Source organism: Paenibacillus sp. PvP094 (assembly GCF_040546835.1).
GTDB classification, from domain to species: domain Bacteria; phylum Bacillota; class Bacilli; order Paenibacillales; family Paenibacillaceae; genus Paenibacillus; species Paenibacillus illinoisensis.
The window spans coordinates 980,026-1,000,294 of sequence record NZ_JBEPOM010000001.1; the positions used below are offsets into that span (position 1 = coordinate 980,026).

General features: G+C 48.9%; 17 protein-coding genes. 2 read left to right on the forward strand and 15 right to left on the reverse strand.

Annotated features, from left to right (window positions below; all coding sequences use genetic code 11):
• Positions 1-162: 162 nt before the first annotated feature.
• The 13 genes from ABIC22_RS04740 to ABIC22_RS04800 all read right to left on the reverse strand — a co-directional run bounded on the left by ABIC22_RS04740 (position 163) and on the right by ABIC22_RS04800 (position 15,697).
• Entirely contained in the window at positions 163-963 is an 801-nt protein-coding gene (locus tag ABIC22_RS04740; protein ID WP_354478777.1) for an ABC transporter ATP-binding protein, read from the reverse strand.
• Positions 964-985: 22 nt separating this feature from the next.
• Positions 986-2,002 carry an ABC transporter ATP-binding protein gene (locus ABIC22_RS04745; protein WP_095288761.1) on the reverse strand — a complete coding sequence of 339 codons (1,017 nt, stop codon included), beginning with the start codon at positions 2,000-2,002 and terminating at the stop codon, positions 986-988.
• A 4-nt stretch (positions 2,003-2,006) separates the two neighbouring features.
• Complete coding sequence (locus ABIC22_RS04750; protein WP_354478781.1) at positions 2,007-2,843, reverse strand: ABC transporter permease; 837 nt, start codon at positions 2,841-2,843, stop codon at positions 2,007-2,009.
• Position 2,844: 1 nt separating this feature from the next.
• A complete protein-coding gene (locus ABIC22_RS04755; RefSeq protein ID WP_354478784.1) occupies positions 2,845-3,432 on the reverse strand; it encodes an ABC transporter permease in 588 nt (195 codons plus the stop codon).
• Between the two features lie 4 nt (positions 3,433-3,436).
• Entirely contained in the window at positions 3,437-3,856 is a 420-nt protein-coding gene (locus tag ABIC22_RS04760; RefSeq protein WP_354478787.1) for an ABC transporter permease family protein, read from the reverse strand.
• Positions 3,857-3,927: 71 nt separating this feature from the next.
• On the reverse strand, positions 3,928-5,739 hold the full coding sequence (locus ABIC22_RS04765; protein WP_354478790.1) for an ABC transporter substrate-binding protein: 1,812 nt from the start codon (positions 5,737-5,739) through the stop codon (positions 3,928-3,930).
• 207 nt (positions 5,740-5,946) lie between these two features.
• Entirely contained in the window at positions 5,947-6,591 is a 645-nt protein-coding gene (locus tag ABIC22_RS04770; RefSeq protein ID WP_354478793.1) for a Vat family streptogramin A O-acetyltransferase, read from the reverse strand.
• Between the two features lie 35 nt (positions 6,592-6,626).
• Positions 6,627-8,315: a methyl-accepting chemotaxis protein gene (locus ABIC22_RS04775; RefSeq protein WP_354478796.1), complete on the reverse strand. Its 1,689-nt coding sequence runs from the start codon at positions 8,313-8,315 to the stop codon at positions 6,627-6,629.
• 375 nt (positions 8,316-8,690) lie between these two features.
• Positions 8,691-10,709, reverse strand: a complete 2,019-nt coding sequence (locus tag ABIC22_RS04780) for a CotH kinase family protein (RefSeq protein WP_483312528.1) — start codon at positions 10,707-10,709, stop codon at positions 8,691-8,693.
• 114 nt (positions 10,710-10,823) lie between these two features.
• Positions 10,824-12,932: an RICIN domain-containing protein gene (locus ABIC22_RS04785; RefSeq protein ID WP_354478802.1), complete on the reverse strand. Its 2,109-nt coding sequence runs from the start codon at positions 12,930-12,932 to the stop codon at positions 10,824-10,826.
• 436 nt (positions 12,933-13,368) lie between these two features.
• Positions 13,369-14,124 carry an amino acid ABC transporter ATP-binding protein gene (locus tag ABIC22_RS04790; protein WP_127538521.1) on the reverse strand — a complete coding sequence of 252 codons (756 nt, stop codon included), beginning with the start codon at positions 14,122-14,124 and terminating at the stop codon, positions 13,369-13,371.
• Positions 14,125-14,157: 33 nt separating this feature from the next.
• Positions 14,158-14,817, reverse strand: coding sequence for an amino acid ABC transporter permease (locus tag ABIC22_RS04795; RefSeq protein WP_127538520.1), 660 nt, complete (start codon positions 14,815-14,817; stop codon positions 14,158-14,160).
• Positions 14,818-14,926: 109 nt separating this feature from the next.
• Positions 14,927-15,697, reverse strand: a complete 771-nt coding sequence (locus ABIC22_RS04800; protein WP_354478807.1) for an amino acid ABC transporter substrate-binding protein — start codon at positions 15,695-15,697, stop codon at positions 14,927-14,929.
• Positions 15,698-16,049: 352 nt separating this feature from the next.
• On the opposite strand from ABIC22_RS04800, the gene ABIC22_RS04805 reads away from it, so the two are divergent.
• Complete coding sequence (locus ABIC22_RS04805) at positions 16,050-16,544, forward strand: hypothetical protein (RefSeq protein WP_354478810.1); 495 nt, start codon at positions 16,050-16,052, stop codon at positions 16,542-16,544.
• Positions 16,545-16,628: 84 nt separating this feature from the next.
• Here the strand turns inward: ABIC22_RS04805 and melA are convergent, their stop codons facing one another.
• Both melA and ABIC22_RS04815 read right to left on the reverse strand, forming a co-directional pair.
• Positions 16,629-18,134, reverse strand: coding sequence for an alpha-glucosidase/alpha-galactosidase (gene melA, locus ABIC22_RS04810; protein ID WP_354478812.1), 1,506 nt, complete (start codon positions 18,132-18,134; stop codon positions 16,629-16,631).
• Between the two features lie 189 nt (positions 18,135-18,323).
• Positions 18,324-19,334 carry a helix-turn-helix domain-containing protein gene (locus ABIC22_RS04815; RefSeq protein ID WP_354478815.1) on the reverse strand — a complete coding sequence of 337 codons (1,011 nt, stop codon included), beginning with the start codon at positions 19,332-19,334 and terminating at the stop codon, positions 18,324-18,326.
• A 175-nt stretch (positions 19,335-19,509) separates the two neighbouring features.
• Here ABIC22_RS04815 and ABIC22_RS04820 point away from each other — a divergent pair, with 175 nt between their 5' ends.
• The gene (locus tag ABIC22_RS04820; protein WP_354478817.1) at positions 19,510-20,121 is read left to right on the forward strand and encodes a histidine phosphatase family protein; all 612 of its coding nucleotides are present in this window, start codon (positions 19,510-19,512) and stop codon (positions 20,119-20,121) included.
• Positions 20,122-20,269: the final 148 nt, after the last annotated feature.

Genomic DNA, 20,269 nt, shown 5'->3' on the forward strand with positions numbered 1-20,269 from the left:
AAGAAGACCAACCAGGATAACGCAAAGGATCACACCCATTCAACAGCCCCTTCAGCAGAGTCTGAACACACTTCATCATCACCCACTCGCTAACAGACCCTTTCATATTGGACAACAAACAGCCCTGCTCCGCTTATAAACGGTCCAGGGCTTGATTTATGTTTATTCCAACACCCAGGGAGAGTGTATCTTGGGGACATCATTAATCAACTGCCTTGTATAGGGATGCTCCGCTTGGTGAATGACTTCCTCTGCTTTTCCTGCCTCCACCATCCGCCCGTGTTCCATGATGCAGATCGTATCGCTCACATAATAAGCGAGACCCACGTCATGGGTGATAAACACAATGGTCATCCGGTTCTCATCACGCAGCTTGAGCAGCATATCCAAAATGGTGGAGCGCGAACAGGCATCTACCATGGAAGTAGGCTCATCGGCGATCAGCACTTTCGGGTGCAGCATGAAAATTCTCGCAATCATTAACCGCTGCATCTGCCCACCGGACAGCTCGAACGGATATTTGTTGTACAATTCCTCAAACTTCAGGTTTACGAAGGAACATGCTTCCTTCATTTTGATGTACGCCTCATCTTGGCTGAGCTTCAAACCTTGCAATTTAATGCAATCCACGAGCAGCTTCTCTACCCGGTGAAAGACATTGAACGAGGAAAACGGATCCTGGAAAATGGCCTGGATATCCTTCCAATAGGCTTTGCGTTCACGATATCGTCCAAGCTTCCTCGGTTTTCCGTTATATTCGATGGCGCCACTCGTTTCCTTAAGCAGGCCCATAATCATCTTCGCAAGCGTGGTCTTGCCACTGCCGCTCTCTCCAACAATCGAAATAATCTCGCCTTCGTGAAAATCAAAGCTGACATCGTCTACCGCCGCCTTTTTACGGTTGCCTGTACCGTATACCTTGGTCAGATGACGGCCGCTGATCAGTACCTTGCCCATCGCCATGCGGGTTCACTCCTTCCGGGAGTCATGAATCAAGCTGCTCCTCTTTCCTGATCTGCTCCAGGATTTCCGGTGTCAGCAAGCAGCGATAGATCCGTTCTTGCACTTGGATATTCTCAATCTTGCCCTGACGACATTCGTCTGTAACCAGCGTGCAGCGCTCAGCGAATCGGCAGCCTTCAGGCACATGCTTCAGATTCGGCGGAGCGCCAGGTATCGCTGCAAGCTTATGTTCCTTCATCCCCTCTTCCGGTACAATGATGGACCCCATCAGCTTACGGGTATAGGGGTGCAGTGGATTGAAGATCATCTGGTCCGCCGTTCCCCGTTCCACAATTTCGCCGGCATACATGACCATAATCTCATCCGTGACGTGATACAGAAGCGGCAGCTCATGGGTGATAAACACCAGGGACTTGATCACTTCGCGTTTCAGCAAATCCTTCAGTAGACGGATGACCGCCTTCTGTGAAGTCACATCCAGAGCGGATGTCGGTTCATCCGCAATGAGCACTTTGGGATTCAAAATGGTTGAGATGGCAATGACTGTTCTCTGCTTCATGCCACCGGACAATTCATTTGGATACATATCCAGCACATCCGGGGACAGATTCAGCGATTGGAAACGCTCGGCGGCCATCCTCCGCACTTCCTGACGCTTCATCTCCGGACGATGTTCCTTCATAATATCCTCGATGAAACGGATAATGCGCAGCGTTGGATTAAGTGCATTCATCGCAGCCTGCGGAATATAGGCAATTTCCTTTCCGAGAATGCGGGAGCGCAGCTGCTCCTTGTTCAGCTGCATAATGTCCGTGCCATTGATCCGGATCGAACCACTGCCATAATGCAGGGGCGGGAAATAAAAGCCCATCAGGCTGAGTGCCAGTGTTGACTTGCCGCAGCCGGACTCCCCCGCAATGCCCAGCGTCTGCCCTTCTTTCAGTCCAAACTCTACCCCGTCAACCGCATAAACATTCTCTTTGAGCCGGGTACGGTAATAGGTTTTGAGGCCGCTGACCTGAAGTATAGGTTGGTCCATGGTCTTAGCTCCTTATTTTCGGATTAAAGATTTCGTCCATGCCCGTATTCATCAGATAGAGCGAGAACGTAATGACGGCAATGGCCATTGCCGCGGGAATGAATGCCCACCATGCTCCTGCTACCGGAGCTTCAAATACCAGTGCCCAGTTCATCAGAATGCCGAGTGATATCGTGTTATATGGACCGAGCCCCAGCATCGAAATGGAGGCTTCGGACAGAATGCCCGAGGCGGTCTGGAGCACAAAGGCCATGACAACATAAGACGCGATATACGGCAGAATCTCATGGATAATAATACGCGTTGTGCTGTGTCCAGAAATTTTCGCAATATGCACATGATCCCGGCTCCGCAGGGATGTTGTCTGTGCACGTACCGCCCTGGCTGTCCACGGCCAGCTCGTGATGCCAATAATAATGGCCGTTACGAGCGAACTGCGGGAATCGATACTGACCGAGATGAGAATCAAAATGATAAAAGAAGGAATCACGATGAAAATATTCGTAACTGCTGTCAGGAAATTGTCCAGCATGCCCCCGATATATCCGGATACCAAGCCCATAATCAGACCAATGACCGTTGCAAAAACGCCCGCGATCAGCCCCACCCGTATGGATGTCTGGATGCCATACATCAATTCCAGAAAGATATCGCGCCCAAAGTTGTCTGATCCCAGCAGCAATCCATCCCCCGGAGGCTGGAACGCCATCGCAATCATTTCCAGCGGATCACTGCGATTGATGAGCGGATAGATGGTAACAAGCAGCAGCATGCCTACAAAAGTCACCGCACCGATCATAAACTTGGGCGACTTCAGCAAAATAGAGATCGAATGCTTCATGTCATTGTTCCTCCATTTGAGCAGCCTTGATGCGCGGATCAATGAAGCCATAGATTACATCAATCGTGAAATTGGCCAGCAGCACGGCAACGGCAATCAGCAGTGTACATCCTGAAATGAGCGGATAATCGAGCTGACGTATGGCGGTGAACAGCCAGGTGCCAATACCCGGATAACTAAACACAATTTCACAGATCAGGGATCCACCAACCATGGTGCCAATGGAGAGCGCCAGTCCCGTGATCTGCGGTAGCATGGCGTTGCGGAACACATAACGGGCAATGCGGCCGTCCCGGATACCAAGGAGTTTGCTGTACAGCACATAGTCCGAATTCAGCTCGTAGATCGACATCTCCCGCATGCCTATCGCCTGGCCGCCAATGGTTACCAGCACAATGGATAGGAACGGCAAGGTATGGTGGCGTATCACTGACATGATAAAGTCGAAGCTCAGCTGGGGCACCATCTGGAAGTCGTATCCACCGGACAGCGGGAACCATTTGAGTGTTAAAGCAAAGACATACAGCATAATAATAGCCAGAGTGAAAAAAGGAATGGAATTGATAAACAGCGCTACAGGAAACAGCACTTTATCAAAAACACCTTTCCGGTACGCCGCGATGGCACCAAGCCAAATTGCCGATTAACCAGCCCACCAGGATAGCTGGGAGCTGAAGCCCCACCGTCCAAGGGACGGCGGAGGCCAGAATGTCCGTTACAGGCTTCGGATACAATCCGAAAGACGTGCCGAGATTGCCTGTGAAGAGATTTTTCAAATAAATGCCAAACTGGGTCCACAGGGGCTGATCAATACCAAATTCAACGGTAAATGTCTCATACACCCGCTTGATGGAGTCCGAATCAGTCATGCCTGCGGTCATTTTGGAAGCGATCATGCTCACCGGGTTGCCTTCAATCAGTCTTGGCAGAATAAAATTCAATCCGACGGCGATGATCAGGGTCAGGCCATACCAGAACACTTTTTTCGCTACATATCTGGCGTAGGCATTCATTGGATCCAGCACCCCCCGAATTTTACGGATAAGGTCATCACTGTGCTAAGGTGAAAGCGTTCTCTCATCTGCTAATTATGAATTTGGTAAAGTGCCCTGATGCCTGCGCCATCCATGGAAATCTGCGGTGGAATATTGGTACCGTCCCCTTCGGAAGGGAAGCCTTTCCAGACGGACTCATTTACGGTATCAAAAACCCATGGTCTATACATCAGAGGAATGGACGGGATGTCTTTCAGCCAGATCGTATTAAGCTCTGTGTACAGTGCTTTCAGTTTTGCCTCATCGGATACGGAAGGAATCTCTTCAATGATTGCGTCTGCACGGTCATTCTGGTAACGGCCCCAGTTCCAGAATGCCATCTCCCCGAGTGGTGCGACGCCTTTCGAATACATGATGGTCATGGCACGGTTCCACGGCTGGCTCGGACTCACGCCGCCCGCAGGGGTGTTCATAATGATATCGAATTTGCCGGTTTGCAGGTCATTGGTCCACACCGGAGATTCCGGGAATTTGGTTCGAATCTCAATGCCAATCGCCTTGGCACTCTGCGCAACGATCTCCAGGGCCGCATTCCAGTCTGACCAGCCATACGGACATTCAATTTCAAACGGCCCGAGACGGGTACCGTTCAGTACACGAATCCCGTCTTTGCCTTTGGCAGCCCCAATCGAATCAAGCAGCGCATTGGCCCCTTCCACATCGGTGGTCCATTGCAGGGACTTGATTGCATTCTGATCAATATATTTGGACTCGGCATCCGAGTTCAAGGTCAGCGAAGGCTGCATCGGTGCAGAATAACCGCTCATTGCCAGTTCGGAGATCTTGTCATAGTTGATGCTCATGGCAATGGCCCGGCGGACATCTGCGTTATCCAGTCCGGCTTTGGAGAGATTGAAGAATATGCTCGGCATGGAACCAGGGAGATAGTAAGGGGCATCTTTCAAATAGGTTTTGACCGGAGCGCCGCCTTCCCACATTTTCCACACCTGCGGGATAAACTGTTGGGAGACGTCCACTTGCCCACTCTTGAACGCGAGATCCCCTGCCGCATTATCCTTGTAGATCACATGGGTAATATACTTCGGTGCCGGCAGCTTGCCGAACAGCTTTTGTCCCCAGTAGTTGTCGTCGCGAATAATGGTAATTTTCTGATCATTGTAGAAGTGCAGTTTGTAAGCTCCGGTGCCCACCGGGTTATCGTTGATTTCTTTGCGGATCGCTGTCAGATCATTATTATTTTTCTTCTCGATCTCTTCCCAGATATGCTTCGGCAGCATCGGGATTAATTCAATGCTATCCAGTACGGTCAGTTTGTTGGGATTATCAGGGTTCAGCTTGATCTCCACGACCTGGGCTCCGCCTGCTTTCACTTCCTGAATATAGGTCCAGAAACTGCTCCAGTTAATGTCGTATTTCTTGCCCAGTTCATAGGTGTACACCACATCATCTGCGGTAAAAGGCTTCCCGTCACTCCACTTGGCATCCGCGTTCAGCTCGATCCGCAGCGTCGTGTCATCCGTCCATTCGTATGACTTGCCGAGCAGCGGCTCAAGTGCTCCATCCAGTTGGTTCACCATAAATAAGGTCTCATACAGGAGTTCCCTGGAGTTTCCGTAATTCACAGGGAAGGCGGGATTGCCGCTGAGCAGATTGAAATTGGTGGGAGGGCCCCACTGCAATCCATTGATATACAGCGTCTCGTTGCGCGGAGTCTCCTTGTTGGTTTGTGGGGCCGGTTCATTTTGGGTCGTTGCAGCAGGTGGATCTACCGTTCCTTGCGGTTCACTTACCGACGGTGGCTGAACACTTTGGCATCCGGCCAATAGAGCAGCCGACAATAACAGGGCGATGAGCGGTTTTGCAGCACTCTTGACTCGCATCCTGAACCCCTCCGTGAATTCATATTGGTATTTGGAAGCGCTTACTTAACGATATTCTATGAGATATATCACATGAAACATTCCATCTCTTTCCTCAATGTCGAGACATTATTTTTTGCAGCTAGGCCAAAGGGGTGTAGGCATATGGTGTCCAAATAAAAACAGCCGGCTCCGTCAGGAACCAGCTGTTTTTTTTGGAAACCAATCCTATCTGCTATTTACAAGTTCCTTCAATGTCTGCAGGTCATATGTGGAAACCAATTGTTCCAAATGGGTATCCAGCCACTCTTCATCCTGATCCCACCATTTCAGTTCCAGCAGCAGCTCAATTGTTTCGTCGTCAAAGCGCTTTTTGATCGGCTTGGCTGGGTTGCCACCCACAATGACATACGGCTCGATGTTCCGTGTTACCGTCGAATTGGACGCAACGATGGCTCCGTCGCCGATCGTGACGCCTGGCATGATCGTTACATTTTGCCCAAGCCATACGTCGTTACCCAGTACGGTATCGCCCTTAAATGGCAGCTGATCCAGAGTGGGCGTCACTCTCTCCCATCCTCCACCGAAAATATTGAAAGGATAGGTCGTCATGCCCTCCATCCGGTGGTTTGCACCATTCATAATGAAGGTCACACCTTCTGCAATCGCACAAAACTTGCCGATCACTAGGCGATCCCCAAGAAAATCATAATGATGCAGAACTCGGTCATAGAAATGTTCAGGCGGATTACTATTGTCGCTATAGTAGGTATAGTCACCGATGTCCACATTGGGGCGAGGCGGCAAATTTTGAATATAACAAACGGTGCGAATATTCTCGTTGGGGAATAGTTTTGTTTTATCGGGAGCCATACTTATTCCTCCTTTTTCCACCATTGTAACAGATATTAGATCTTAAACGGACTGAGCGATGCCTGAAGCTCCGAGGAAACATCGGACAGCACCGCTGCGGACGCCTTAATCTGTTCCACCGACTTGAGCTGTTCATGAACCGAAGCGGCAGCCTGCTGCGAATTGGCACTGGCCGTCTGCGCATGGCGTGCAATCTCGTGCACGGAAGCAACGATCTGTTCTACGCCGGCTGACATCTCCTCACTCGTCGCTGCCATGTCCTCAATTTCCGTTGCGATCCTTAAGTTTGTGTCCCGGATCAGGCTGAAGTTTTGTTCCGTTACACGGGTCAAGCGCATTCCTTCCTGCACCTCATCCTTCACTCGAGACATGGCTGTTAGTGACAGCAGCATGTCCTGCTCCATGGCTTTGACCAGTTCCTCAATGCGGCTCGAAGAGTCCCCGGCCTGTTCAGCCAATTTGCGAACCTCGGTAGACACGACGGCAAAGCCTCTGCCATGCTCCCCTGCTCTGGCAGCTTCAATGGATGCATTAAGAGCGAGAAGATTGGTTTGATTCGCAATCTCATGAATGGTGGTAACCATCTGGCTTATCTGGGCAGACTTCTCTTCCAGCGTACGAATGACTTCATCCGTTGTTGTAACGGAGGATTCGATCGTCGACATTTGCTGAACCGTCAGCTGCACTGCTTCCCCTCCGGTTTCCGCTTGCTTCCGGGAGTACAGGGCAGATTCCGAGATGCTGGAGGCCTTGTCTGCCATCCGCTGCACTCCAATGGCCACCTCTTCCATGGCCTGCAGGTTCTCTTCGGTACTAATGGTCTGGCTCTCTGCCCCTCTCGCGACTTGTTCTACCGACGAAGCAATCTGTTCGGATTCTTGTGCTGTGCGTTCCGCAATGGTCAAGAGTATTCCGGTCGAATGCTTAGCTTTCTCCCCCGCTTGAAGACCACCCTGAATAATCAGTTGCAAGCTGCTTCTCATCTCGTTGTACCCGGTACCCAGCATGCCAATCTCGTCCTGGACGTGATCAACAACCGGCTCAGTGAAGTCCCCCGTGCCTGCACGCTTGATGGCCATAGACACCCGTTCAATTCTTAATTTCACTCTGCGGACATACAGAATAATGGCTGTAATTGCTACCAGCATCGCGAGCAAGAATACGATCAGAAAAGTTTTCAGAAATGAAGAAATAATGACATCAATCAGCGATTGAGACGCTCCTACATAGAGAATGCCGATGATTTCCCCGGTTGCATCCTTGATCGGTTGATATGCCGTCTGTACATTCTGTCCAACGACAACGGCCTCACCGTAGAATTTCTCTCCCTGCTGCAAAACAGCCTGGGCGACCTGTTCCGATACTTTTGTTCCGACAGCACGCTCTCCATCCATCATCACATTGGTTGCCACGCGCTCTTCCCCGCGAAAGATGGTGACGGTATCTCCCGATGCCTCACCGACCTCATCTACAAGTTCGAAGTTGCCCTCCATTGCTGTTTCACCTTTGTAAAGCTCGCCATCCTTGATGGCCCAGTCGCCGGGGTGTTTGTATGTAATAATTCGATCCGCCATCTCCAAATCCCGCTTCGCCTTTTCCGTTGCAAATGTCGTAATCCCCTGTCTCATTTCCAGAATTACGCTTACCGCCACGGCTGAGGAAAATACGATAAATATGCTGATAACGATCAAACTGATTTTGGTACCGATGCTCATGCTTCGCATGTGTTGAGCCACCCATTTCCCTTTGTAATTGAGGTGATTCCGAACCGAATTTCGAATCGATTTCGATAATCACATATAGAGTTATCGGTAGGCACATTCACATTATTTATAAGGTTTCAGTGATATTTATCACAATTTTCAATGAAAAAAATCAAAACATTTCCGTATTTTCCGTAATCGTGTGCGAATGTCCTTCCGGTTGGAAATTCTGATGTCATGAATAGATCAAATCAATATGTCTGGATTCATATATTCATATTCACTAGAAGAATACAAAGCCGGTTTTGAATAGGGATTACTGAACATAACACATGGAAAAAAGGAAACAAAAAAAGAGACCCGATGTGCTCATCGAGTCCCTCTTTCCATTCTAGATTATTTGGATGTAAGACTTACTTGTGCTGCCGTTTGGTCCCAATCGACAGTCAATCCCAATCCTTCAGAGATGAAGCGTACAGGGACCAGTGTACGGCTATTTTGGATAATGGCTGGTGCATCAATATCAAGCGTCTCCCCATTAACCGTTGCCGTGCTGCTTCCAATCTGGAGTACGAGTGTCTGGTCGTTCAGAACAGCGGTTACCGTCTTCGCCGTTTTGTCCCAAGTCACCTCGGCACCCAGCGCTTCAAGAATGGCATTGACAGGTACCATCACCCGGCCGCTCTGCTCCAGCGGATCCTGATCCGGGAACGAAATTGCTTGACCATCCAGCGTGACGGAAATGGTCTTGTCTGTTGTTCCCGTTTCAGAAGAAGTTTCCGAGCCTGCATCTTCCGTAGTCTCAGGCAGCGGTGTCACTTCGCGTCCGAGCTGCTCTTGCAAGTTGGCAAGTCGGTTCAAGGCAAACGTCGTCAGCGATCCTGCTGCCATGGAGCCCATGCCTCCACCACCACCGAAGTTACCGCCGGGACGTGTCTGAGTATTTCCTGTGCTCGCGGCTCCATCTGTCGGTTTTGTTCCGCTGGTGCCATCCGGCTGCGAAGGTGGTGTCGTTCCATCTGGAGGCGTCATGCCTTCAATACCTTCCGGCGGTGTCATTCCCTCCATGCCCTCTGGCGGCGTCATGCCTTCGAACCCTTCCGGTGGTGTTCCACCGATCCCACCTGATGTATCTGCGCCAGCAGAGTATGCAATGTTGGATTCGAACTGTTCGGTTGTGTAGAATTTGGTTGGATCTGCTTCTACATAAGGACGGATGACATCAGCAAGTTCTGTAATACGGTCCTGGATGCCTTCCAGGTAATCCGTCAGCTCGTTGACGTAGCTCAAGTATTTTTCCTTATACTCCGGCACGGCAAGCAGGTTGTTAATCATCGGTACATTTTCCATGCTTATGCCAAGTACAGGCTCGTCCACGGATACGTTCGTTGCATTAGTGTTGGTCGTAGCTGATCCGGTTGTCGTTGTTCCACGTCCGCCTCCACCCGAATACCCATTGAAGGACATGTTAAAATCCCAAGGTACGACCGTGAACTTGCCATCGGCATCGCTGTAGAGCATGTAGTTATGCCCTTTGTCGCCGTTATAGCTGTCATAGTTGCCGAAGACCATGTTCCCCGCGATATACTGAAGTGCGGAATCAACGTCGAGTACGCTCTCGATATCGCCTTTTTCTCCTTCAGGCATGTCATTCAGCGTTTTGATAAAGTTTTTGAGTTTGGTTTTATTCTCGTCCGTACCCAAATCTTCAGTGAGTGTGCTGTATTCGCTGCCCTCTTCATATTGAAGATAACTTCTCTCGTCGGTATCATAGAGAACACCGTCTTCGTAATCTTCACCGTAGTTCCGCTCCAGATAGCTGTCATCCACCGCTTCAACACCTGTATAGAAACCAACCAATTCGCCGTTGACATACAGGTTGACGTAGTTCGTCATCGGTACATCCATACCAATACTGCGCAGCGCTTCATAGTGAAGAACCTCACGCATGTACGATGGATCCGCGTAGTTGTTGTTCAATACCATTTTATCGAGGCCAAGCAAGGTTTGCGTTTTATCGTATTTATCAAACTTCAGTCTGAAGCTGTAGCGGTCCGAATCTTCCATGGATGCCACGGTCTTCAGTGTCAGATTGCCTTTGGTGGAAAAACCGACATTATCCAGCTTGTTGCCATCCACTTCCACACTGACCTTCTTATAATCCTTATCGAGCGGACTTTCAAGCAGGCTCTCCCAATCCGCATCATCAATCGTAACGTTGATATCAATGACATTATCTGTCTGGAATAATGATTCGTATGCTTGCGTAACGCCTGTGCTGGTCGTTGTAGCCGCCGTATCCTCTGCCGCATACGCAGCGTTAGGGCTAACGATTAAGCCGAATGATGACGTTACCATTGTCACAGACAGTGCCGTTACTGCAAATTTTTGTAGTAAGTTATTCAAATGATACATCCTCCTTCTTGGTTTCTGTTAAGCACCTGAGGCTTATAGGAACCATGGTAGAGGACAAACCTTTAATGAATCTTAAATGTGTCCGATGTTAAAACGACTCATGGGCGGGTGATCCTATTTGGACCCCCAGATCGATTGATTGTTGGACCCGATCAACGAGAAGGTCATGACTTCATTATGACTGGCTGATTCATTTTTCTGTTTAAAGAATATACCCTTGTAAGTCACCCCGTTAATAACCATCGTGCAGTAATACGTACCGGCGGTATTGGACCACGTACCGGTTACTGCACCGGTGATCGTGCCATTGGAATTTAGCGTCACGCTTTGGGTAGGCAGCATGCCCACACCGCTGATGGAAGCATCCAGTCCCATGTTGACGAACTGATACGTTCCCGTCATATCGCTTGCGCTATAACCTGTGGACGAGATACTGCTTCCCAAAAATTCGTATACGGCCGTCACCGGCCATTTGTCAGCGTTCAGGAATTGCTGATGTGCACGAACCTCATGATACTCGGTTCCATTATTAAACCGGGTGTGGTAGATCAAATACCTTGCACCATCCGTATCTAGAAAAGCGGAGTTATGCCCTCCTGATTTGTAACCGAGCGGTATGCCGGAGAAAGCATAGTTACCAAACAGCTTTATTCCACGAGTCGACTGATCGACTGAAGCAGAGGCATATACGGCCTGATTGCCCGCAGCGTCGGTATAAGTTCCGTCAATTGTGGTGGAACGATACAAGCGGATATGGTAACCACCTTCATTAGCCAGTCCACCGTAGGTTACATAGAGGTAGTAATATCCTGCATCCTTGTCATAAACGATATAGGGAGCTTCTCCTGTTTTGCCGTAACCTCCAGCTATGCGCTTGCCAAAGTAACGGTCGGTATTGCCGTTATCCGATCCCGGATAGATGGGCTGTCCGGTATCCGGATTAATTTGCAGAATATAAATTCCTCCTGACCAGGACCCGTAGCTCATCCACAACTTTCCGGAACTGTCGTACGTTAAGGTAGGGTCGATGGCATTCGGGAACAGGGTATTGTTAAAGCCTCCATTGCTCAAGAACCAACCGCTCCGCGTGCCGGACAGACTGCCTTTGTCGATCAGCTCAGGAATGTTGGTATGCTGATACCACGTGTTTACGGTTTTGGTTCCAAGTGAGGACGTGGTCGTAACTGGATTGCTCCCATTTGTGAATCCAGAGTAGATAATCGTATCGATGTATTCGTACGGCCCCTTTACAGATTTGGATACACCGAATCCGATAGCTGAGCGAATATAGGTGGAAGAAGTGGAGTAATACAGCATGTAGGCTCCCTTGGAACCGTCCGCCCATGTGTATGAAGCATTGTAAATTGGCGATGCCGGCGCCCATACCGCATGACCACCAGAGCTGTCTTGGTCATTATATCCAGCCCATGCATAAGAAACAGCCAAGGCGGATGTCAAGGCAGCTCCCGAGCTGCGGGAGGCATTACCGGTGCCGCCTGCCTTGACCAGCTCCCATTTCTGCATCTCTCCACCCCAGTAATTCCACTGCTGTATATTGGCTCCAGCAGTCGTGCTGCCGCCCGCCACATCCAGTGCACTAGTATATCCGGATGCCTTGGTTAAGAAAGCAACGGAACCATCCGCATTTTGCTGGATCCGGAACAACTGCATTGTACCGCCCCAATAGGCCCACTGCTCAATGAGAGCTCCATCGGCAGCCGAGCCGCTATTTACGTCGAGGGCACTTTTATAGGCCGAGTTGGCTGTAAGGAGATAGTAATCCCCATTGCCGTAGTGCATAATTCTGAACTTTTGCGCGTCAGAGCCGTTATAGGACCACTGCCGAATGCTTGTCCCGTCGGCAGACGAGCCATCGGCGACATCCAGGTAGAGGCTGCTGTTTTTATTTTTGATGTAATAATACCCTTCGAAGGTTGAGGGGGCATACAAGGTACTGTTAGCATACCCCTGCGTTCCCTCGTAAGACCAGTTTCGGAGATCCGTGCTGCTCGCTTGAGCCAGATGAGATCCGTAAATGTAGTACTTGTTCGTGGACGAATCATAATAAATGGAAGGGTCATGTACAGATACCCGGGTTGTATTCGAGGTTGTTGATGAACTTGCTGCCCCCAGTGCATTTCCACTGCCCATGCTGACAGCCAGAAGTACAAATACGAGCATCATTGCGCTCAGCTTGTTCCATAGCTTGTATACACGTTGCATGATTGGATCGATCTCCCTTCATAATTGGTTGCTTATATTGCGAGTTAACAATATGTTTCTCCGCATACCCAATGAGTAAAGCGCTTTCATATTTATGATAAAAAATAAATTCTCTCTCTTTTGCATTCCATTTTTAAATGGAACGTACTTTTGTTACTTTATGAATGGATATATTAACCTCCCCTCATAACGATAAGCTGTATAGCGATTTTGGATTCGAACACTATACTCCACCTCATAATAAATGCATATCCTTGTCGAAGTAAGGGGATTCATGTCGTTATATAAAATAAATATATATATTAATAAATTTGTAATTATGTAATCTTGTTATACCCTCACTACTGGCGGGAGTGGTTGTTCGACGGGTATATCTCTTAAAATGAACTTAAAAAAAGGTGCTCCATGTTTAATGGAGCACCACTTTTATTTCGATTTAAGAATCTACTTCTACCCGCTGAAGAAAGGTGCGTGTGCGATTCAGCTTGGGGTTGCCGAAGATTTGCTCCGGCGGGCCCGCTTCGGCAATTTCACCGTTATCCATGAAGAAAACCCGGTCCGCAACATCACGGGCGAAGCTCATCTCATGAGTAACGATCATCATCGTCATATTCTCTTGTGCGAGATCCTTGATCACTCGCAGCACTTCTCCAGTCAACTCGGGATCGAGTGCTGACGTCGGCTCATCAAACAGCAGAATGTCCGGCTGCATCATCAATGCACGAGCAATGGCTACGCGCTGTTTCTGTCCACCGGACAGATTGGCCGGGTAGGCGTCCGCCTTGTCGGACAACCCTACTTTCCCGAGCAGTTCCAGGCTTCGCTGGCGGATAATTGCATTGCTTTCCTTTTTCAACGTCTTCGGTGCGAGTTCCAGATTGGCTTGTACAGTCAGATGCGGAAACAGATTAAAATGCTGAAATACCATACCCATCCGATCCGTGATTTTGCGGATCTCGGCAGTCCCCGCATAACGGCCATTATCAACCAGTGTCTGATCCTGAATGCGAATCGTTCCACCAGAGATATCCTCCAGATGAATCAGGCTGCGCAGCATCGTACTCTTGCCCGAGCCCGAAGGGCCAATCACGGCAATGACTTCACCCGGTGTCACATTGAAGGTTACCTGCTTCAGGACATCAAGTGTGCCGAATGATTTTCTTAACTGATTCACTTCTATAATATGTGTCATATGCAGACAGTCCTTTGATTAATCAGATTTAATTTATTCAAATGAAAACCGCTTCTCCAGTGCTTTGAACAGCAAGGTGAGCACCAATGTCATGAGCAGATACATGATCGCAGCGACGAAAAATGGGATGAGCTGCAGATCCCGGTTGACCGCAGCTTGGGCATAATAGAGCAATTCAGGAACCGCAACCGCATAGAGCAGAGCCGTATCCTTAATCAGAGTAATGGACTCATTCGCCGTTGCAGGCAGTACCACCCGAATCATCTGTGGAATGATGACTTTGGTCATCGTCTGCCACTTGGTTAAACCGAGAACCTGTGCAGCTTCATGCTGCCCTTTGTCAATGGAGAGCAAACCACCTCTGAAAATTTCGGCAAAGTACGCCGCATAGTTCAGAATGAATGCAATCGCCGCAGCAACAAAACGATCAAACACCAGGTAATCGCCAATTACAGGAAGCAGCGGAAGACCGAAGCAGAAGAATAATACCTGCAGAAGCAGTGGTGTTCCCCGCATGACATAGACGTACGTATGTGCAATCCATGCCAGTGGTTTAATTTGGCTTCTCATCGCCAGGGTGACCACGAATCCAAGCGGTACGGACAGCACGATGGCGAGCAAGAACATAAAGATGGTTGTCTGGGCTCCCTCAAGCATAGGCTTCAAAATAGTAGATATATAATCCCAACTCATGATTTTTTGTCTCCTCTAATCTGTTAACCCCGCACTCCAATGGAGTCGATGCTCCAAGAGGAATACGGGGTCATATTGGTTTCTGATCGTATGTCAGGCGCTAACCTGTCTATTTCAACACCTTGTCTTCACCCAACCACTTGGTTGAGATCTCGGCAGCCGTTCCGTCTGCATTCAGTTCATCCAGTGCTTTTTGCAGCTGATCGAGCAGTTCCTCGTTGCCTTTTTTGATACCAATACCATATTGCTCCGGTGCAAGGGATTCATCCAGCAATTTGAAGGTTCCCTCTTCCTTCGACATGTAATATCTTGCCACCACTTCATCAATGATAACCGCATCTAGACGTTTCGTCTTCAGATCCGTCAGTGCAAGAACGTTATCCTTGAATTCGGAAGCTTTCACTTTGTCCTTCAGGGGACTGGCTGCAAGTGCATCTGCCGCTGAAGACAGAGCCTGCAATCCCACATTTTTGCCATCTAGCTCATCCAGCTTCGTAATTGGGGAATCGGCCAGTGTAATCGCAACCTGACTGTTTTCCAAATACGGCTTAGTGAACAGCACTTTCTCCTTGCGCTCGTCCGTAATCGTGTACCCGTTCCAGATCATGTCGATCCGGCCGCTGTTCAGCTCTGACTCTTTGGAAGACCAGTCGATCGGCTGAAAGGTAACTTCTTTACCCATTTTCTCCGCTGCAGCTCTGGCGTAATCAATGTCGAAGCCGACAATTTCATTTTGCTCATCCCGGAACCCCATTGGAGCGAACTTGTCATCAATCCCCACAATAATGGAGTTGTCGTCCTTGCTTCCCGAGCTGGAACAACCTGCTACAACGATTATGCATATGCTGATGAATAATAGGAATATCGCTTTTTTTCTCATCTCTAGAACCCCTCCATGTCTGTAACCAAAACCCAAACGCTTTAGTTCGTTACCACGTTATCAGAGACTTATAATAACATAGCATGGGAGAAGAGTCGAGTGTCTAGCCTATTTCCTACGTTTTCATGCAGCTCAATTGTCAACAATTTGTGAAAACGCCTCTTGGACTTTTGCTGGTTTCTCCAGCTTCGAACGTACCACGAAATCCCATTGGAGAGGGTCCTGAAGTGCCTTCAACTCCGTGCCCGCCCATTGCCGAGCAACATTCCTCCCCTGCTTTTCGTATATGGAATATATTGGGGAGGTGTTTGAGATTAATTTCATACATTCAGTGAGAGTTTGGACTACCCTTATGCTGCTTGGATCTGTGTTCCTATTGTCCGGATGCAATACCAACCAATACAATATGAACAACGTGGAAAATTCCCCTTCAGGAACGAGCCTTCGCAATAACTTGCCAACGGAACTTCCTGAACCCATCATCCAATCCGTGAGCGGCAGCCCCATCCCCGCTGTACAGGGAAGTTATTGCTGGGAGGGCTTGTGTGTCGACTACGCAGGAGTCCTGGAGCTGCTGGAAAGAATAACACCTGTTACTCTACTTGTGGGAGAGGATGCATCCATTGATATGGGGACTGACGTTGCCCCGGATGAATTTACTCTAGTCGAATATGTGGATGGAAAAGCTCATCGCGTCTCAATTACAGCGGGATCATTCCAACTGGCACAGGAAACCGGCATTCACTATTATGGAGCATTTGCCCGCTGGTCCTCTCCCACAGATTCGAATGTTTCCTTGGGGGATACTTCATTTGCTTTTGCCGTTCAACTCGTGGAGAAAAAATAAAAAAACAAGGCCCCTCCAACACATTGGAGTGGGCCTTGTCATGGTTCACGTTCAACTTATCTTCTGATCAGATGAATCTTACGATTATTGCTGCACTTTCTCGCGGTCTTTCCCTTTATCGGACTCACCCGCATTTTTGTTCGCTGCCTCACGATCCTGCTGCATCTCTTCGATTGTTTTTACCTTGAGACGTGCAGCACCTTCATATTCCTTCGTAGGAATAAGATTACCGGCAGCAAGTCTGGCTTCTGCGGCAACAATGGCTTCACCATATTGCGGCAGCCACTGCGCCTGAGAAACCAGCATTTCGTCAACCATCTGCCAAATTTCTTTTGGATTACATACGGCACCGACAAGCGGATCCATCATGAATGCTTGACGAAGCAGCTTGTCGTCTCCGTGTACAGCTGCTTCAACCGCAAGCCTTTGGACCGAAATGCTCACATTACATACCGCAGCCGGACCCAGTGGCAGATCACCGACATGCGGCATCGAGATCCCGTTTCGATCCACATATCCTGGTGCTTCAATAATTGCATCATTCGGCAGGTTGGAAATCACGCCGTTATTCACTGTATTAAAGTGTCCGCGATATACACGTCCCGTTTCCAGACTTTCTATAATGTACGAACCATGTTCTCCGCCACGTTTTTCCGGAACAAATTGCATCGGTTCATCCTTCATCCAATTGGGAAAATCAGTCTCGAACCAATTTCTGCCCTCTGTACACACGCGTAAATACCCGCCCGTCTCTCCGTTAATCCAGTTGCCCAGATCAATCCAGTCCTGAATCTCTTCTGGACGTTTGCGGTACCATGGCACATATTCGCTAAGGTGCCCGTTCGATTCCGTGCTGTAGTAGCCGAAGCGGCGCAGCATATCGATCCGGACTTTCTCGGTACGGCTGTACTCCGGATGTTTTTCAAAAGCTTCAAGCAAATCACCTGTAAGGTCTTTGCCTTCGTGAGAAGCCTTGATGTACCAGGTCTGATGATTGATACCCGCGCACACAATATCCACTTCATTCATCTTCAACCCAAATGCTTCCGCAATCTGGTGATGTCCATGCTGCACACCGTGACACAATCCGATGGTACGTACGCCACCATACTTATTACAAGCCCATGTTAGCATAGCCATCGGGTTGGAATAATTCAGGAGCAGCACGTCCGGTGCACTCTGTTCGCGTATATCTTTGCAGATGTCCAGCATTTCGGCAATTCCGCGCTGCCCATACATAATACCTCCAGCACACAACGTATCGCCGACACATTGATCCACCCCATATCTGAGTGGGATGTCCACATCGGTTGCAAATGCCTCCAGCCCTCCAACACGTATTGTACACAGTACATACTTCGCGTCCTTAAGCGCCTCTTTTCGATCCGTGGTAGGCTGAATCTGAATATTGAGTCCATTCTCGCGTATATCCCGCTGGCATAGCTCTGTCACCATGTCCAGATTGTGCTGATTAATATCGCAGAACGCAACCTCTATGTTGTTAAACTCCGGTACCGTCAACAAATCCCGCAGCAAACCTCTTGTAAAACCGATACTCCCTGCCCCGATAAATGCCACTTTAAACGACATTCGCATGTCCTCCCGTAATCCGAAATGTTTCGTTTCGGTTAATGACCTCACTTCATGAGATCATTGTATCAACGGCAATTGATGAAGCGTTATCAAAATCATGACCAGTTCCAGATGAGGTTGTCAAAAATCCTAACTTTTATTATCAGATGAAGTACTTCTCTCTTGGCTAAAAATAAGACACTCCACTCACTCCTCTGGTGGGTACAGGCTGACATGCCTCTCCATCATGGATCGATATTCAACCGGAGTCCGGCTTGTATATTTTTTGAATAACATGTGGAAGTACTGACGACTGCCCACGCCCACATACTCCGAAATTTCCGAGATCGGAATATTGGTCTGCTGCAGCAGCATCTTGGCCTTCTCCATTCGAAGCATGGTAAGATAGTCCGTTGGGGTCCGCCGGGTGTGCTGACGAAAGATGCGATGCAGATAGCCGGGATGCAGATTGACCGCTGCCGCGATATCCTTCATCTGAATGCTGCGATCCATATTATGATGCATGAACTCAATGGTTCGTTTAACATATAGCTCCGACTGATCCGGTGCACTCCGGCTCATCTCCCCACGCAGCCGCGCAACCCGGACCAGCAGCTGGATAAACAGTGTACGCACCAGCGTACCCTGTTCCGGTGACTTGAGATTCCTGGCTTCACGATGGTGTGATCGTTCATCAGAAGGAATGATTCGTATCGGGATAGCAGACCCGCTGTGATTCATGAGGCCGCGTTGATCCAGCTCCAGGACGAGGCTTTTCATAATGTGATATACCTCTTCCGGATCAGGCAGTACCATGTAAGGCAAAGCGTGCGTTAAGAAGGTACCGACTTCCTCCTCTTCCTGAGCGAGCTGCCGAATAGAGGGTTGTCCAGGCGCCGAGCCGGCAAAGCCAAACTCCACATTTAACATCCGGCAAGGAACACCATCCTCGACCAGCAAACGGTGCGGAACACCTGCATCCAGCAGAATGAACTGCCCCTTTTTCAACACAGCCTGCTCTGAATTCCCATCTGGCATCTGCACATCGACCCTGCACATCCCCGAAATGATATACATGATTTCAGTCGAATCATGATGGTGATAGGCCATGCTGTAATTGTCCCATTGCTTATAATAGTACGCGTAGAATCGCGGCCCGTAATCCTCCGTTCGCAGCTCCTCCTGAAACAGGCTTCCTGTAAAACGTTTCGTGCTCATGTTCCTACCTCCATTGATGCAGCGATCCTCACTTTTCACCATTGTAGCAATTCTGCAAGGTGGTTTTAAACTCCATTACATCAAATAGATTGCTTATTTTAATTAGATAATTATATAATTAGCTAAATATCTAATTCATTCCGTACCTATTTTCCATCCTATAAGGAGGTCGAGTATGATGAGTACCATCTTCCATCTCGTGAGACACGGTTTAAAAGAAAGGCGCATCGGTGATGTCTCCCTTACTCCTGAAGGGACCATACAAGCGGAGTCAACAGCAAGGCATTTGGCCAAGGCTGCTTTCCCCATCACCAAAATTGTTACCAGTCCCCTTCAAAGAGCAAAAGAAACCGCCGAAAGGATTGCCTTGTATACTCGTTGTCCTGTAGCCGAAGATTCCCGCTTGCGAGAGCGTGCCAATTGGGGCGATTGCCCTCATCAGACCTTTGAGCAATTTATCGCGATGTGGGACCAATGCACGTCTGATCCGGATTACATCCCGCCTGTGGGCGATTCGGCCCAAAAAGCGGGTCAACGTCTGGGCTCCCTACTGGCCGAATTGCACAATGAAGAGCCCGTAAACCGTAACATCATCGTGGTTACCCATGGCGGACTTATTACCGATTTCCTGGTTCAGACGTTCACCGAGCGAGAGCTGGACGTCTGGCATCCTTATTTTAAATCCGTACAAAACCGTCTTATTCCCGAATGTTCCATAACCAAGCTTATCTATGATAAAGGAAACTGCAGAATTGAAGCATTCGCGTCCATAGAACATTTGACATGAAGATTAGGTTATAGCTCTGATATAGTGCCCCTCAATCTGATATTGCGCCCCTCGATTGGATAAGTTTTTGATCCAGTTCTCCTTCTTCTTCTTACGTTTCTACGTGAAAAAGCTCTGGGACCCCTCATGTGCCGAGACACACCGGGAT

Bases quoted from the DNA above. Each gene is read 5' to 3' on its own strand.
- ABIC22_RS04740 (WP_354478777.1), bottom strand. From the start codon at position 963: ATGGCGATGGGCAAGGTACTGATCAGCGGCCGTCATCTGACCAAGGTA.
- ABIC22_RS04745 (WP_095288761.1), bottom strand. From the start codon at position 2,002: ATGGACCAACCTATACTTCAGGTCAGCGGCCTCAAAACCTATTACCGT.
- ABIC22_RS04750 (WP_354478781.1), bottom strand. From the start codon at position 2,843: ATGAAGCATTCGATCTCTATTTTGCTGAAGTCGCCCAAGTTTATGATC.
- ABIC22_RS04760 (WP_354478787.1), bottom strand. From the start codon at position 3,856: ATGAATGCCTACGCCAGATATGTAGCGAAAAAAGTGTTCTGGTATGGC.
- ABIC22_RS04765 (WP_354478790.1), bottom strand. From the start codon at position 5,739: ATGCGAGTCAAGAGTGCTGCAAAACCGCTCATCGCCCTGTTATTGTCG.
- ABIC22_RS04770 (WP_354478793.1), bottom strand. From the start codon at position 6,591: ATGGCTCCCGATAAAACAAAACTATTCCCCAACGAGAATATTCGCACC.
- ABIC22_RS04775 (WP_354478796.1), bottom strand. From the start codon at position 8,315: ATGCGAAGCATGAGCATCGGTACCAAAATCAGTTTGATCGTTATCAGC.
- ABIC22_RS04780 (WP_483312528.1), bottom strand. From the start codon at position 10,709: ATGTATCATTTGAATAACTTACTACAAAAATTTGCAGTAACGGCACTG.
- ABIC22_RS04785 (WP_354478802.1), bottom strand. From the start codon at position 12,932: ATGCAACGTGTATACAAGCTATGGAACAAGCTGAGCGCAATGATGCTC.
- ABIC22_RS04790 (WP_127538521.1), bottom strand. From the start codon at position 14,124: ATGACACATATTATAGAAGTGAATCAGTTAAGAAAATCATTCGGCACA.
- ABIC22_RS04795 (WP_127538520.1), bottom strand. From the start codon at position 14,817: ATGAGTTGGGATTATATATCTACTATTTTGAAGCCTATGCTTGAGGGA.
- ABIC22_RS04800 (WP_354478807.1), bottom strand. From the start codon at position 15,697: ATGAGAAAAAAAGCGATATTCCTATTATTCATCAGCATATGCATAATC.
- ABIC22_RS04805 (WP_354478810.1), top strand. From the start codon at position 16,050: ATGCTGCTTGGATCTGTGTTCCTATTGTCCGGATGCAATACCAACCAA.
- melA (WP_354478812.1), bottom strand. From the start codon at position 18,134: ATGTCGTTTAAAGTGGCATTTATCGGGGCAGGGAGTATCGGTTTTACA.
- ABIC22_RS04815 (WP_354478815.1), bottom strand. From the start codon at position 19,334: ATGAGCACGAAACGTTTTACAGGAAGCCTGTTTCAGGAGGAGCTGCGA.
- ABIC22_RS04820 (WP_354478817.1), top strand. From the start codon at position 19,510: ATGATGAGTACCATCTTCCATCTCGTGAGACACGGTTTAAAAGAAAGG.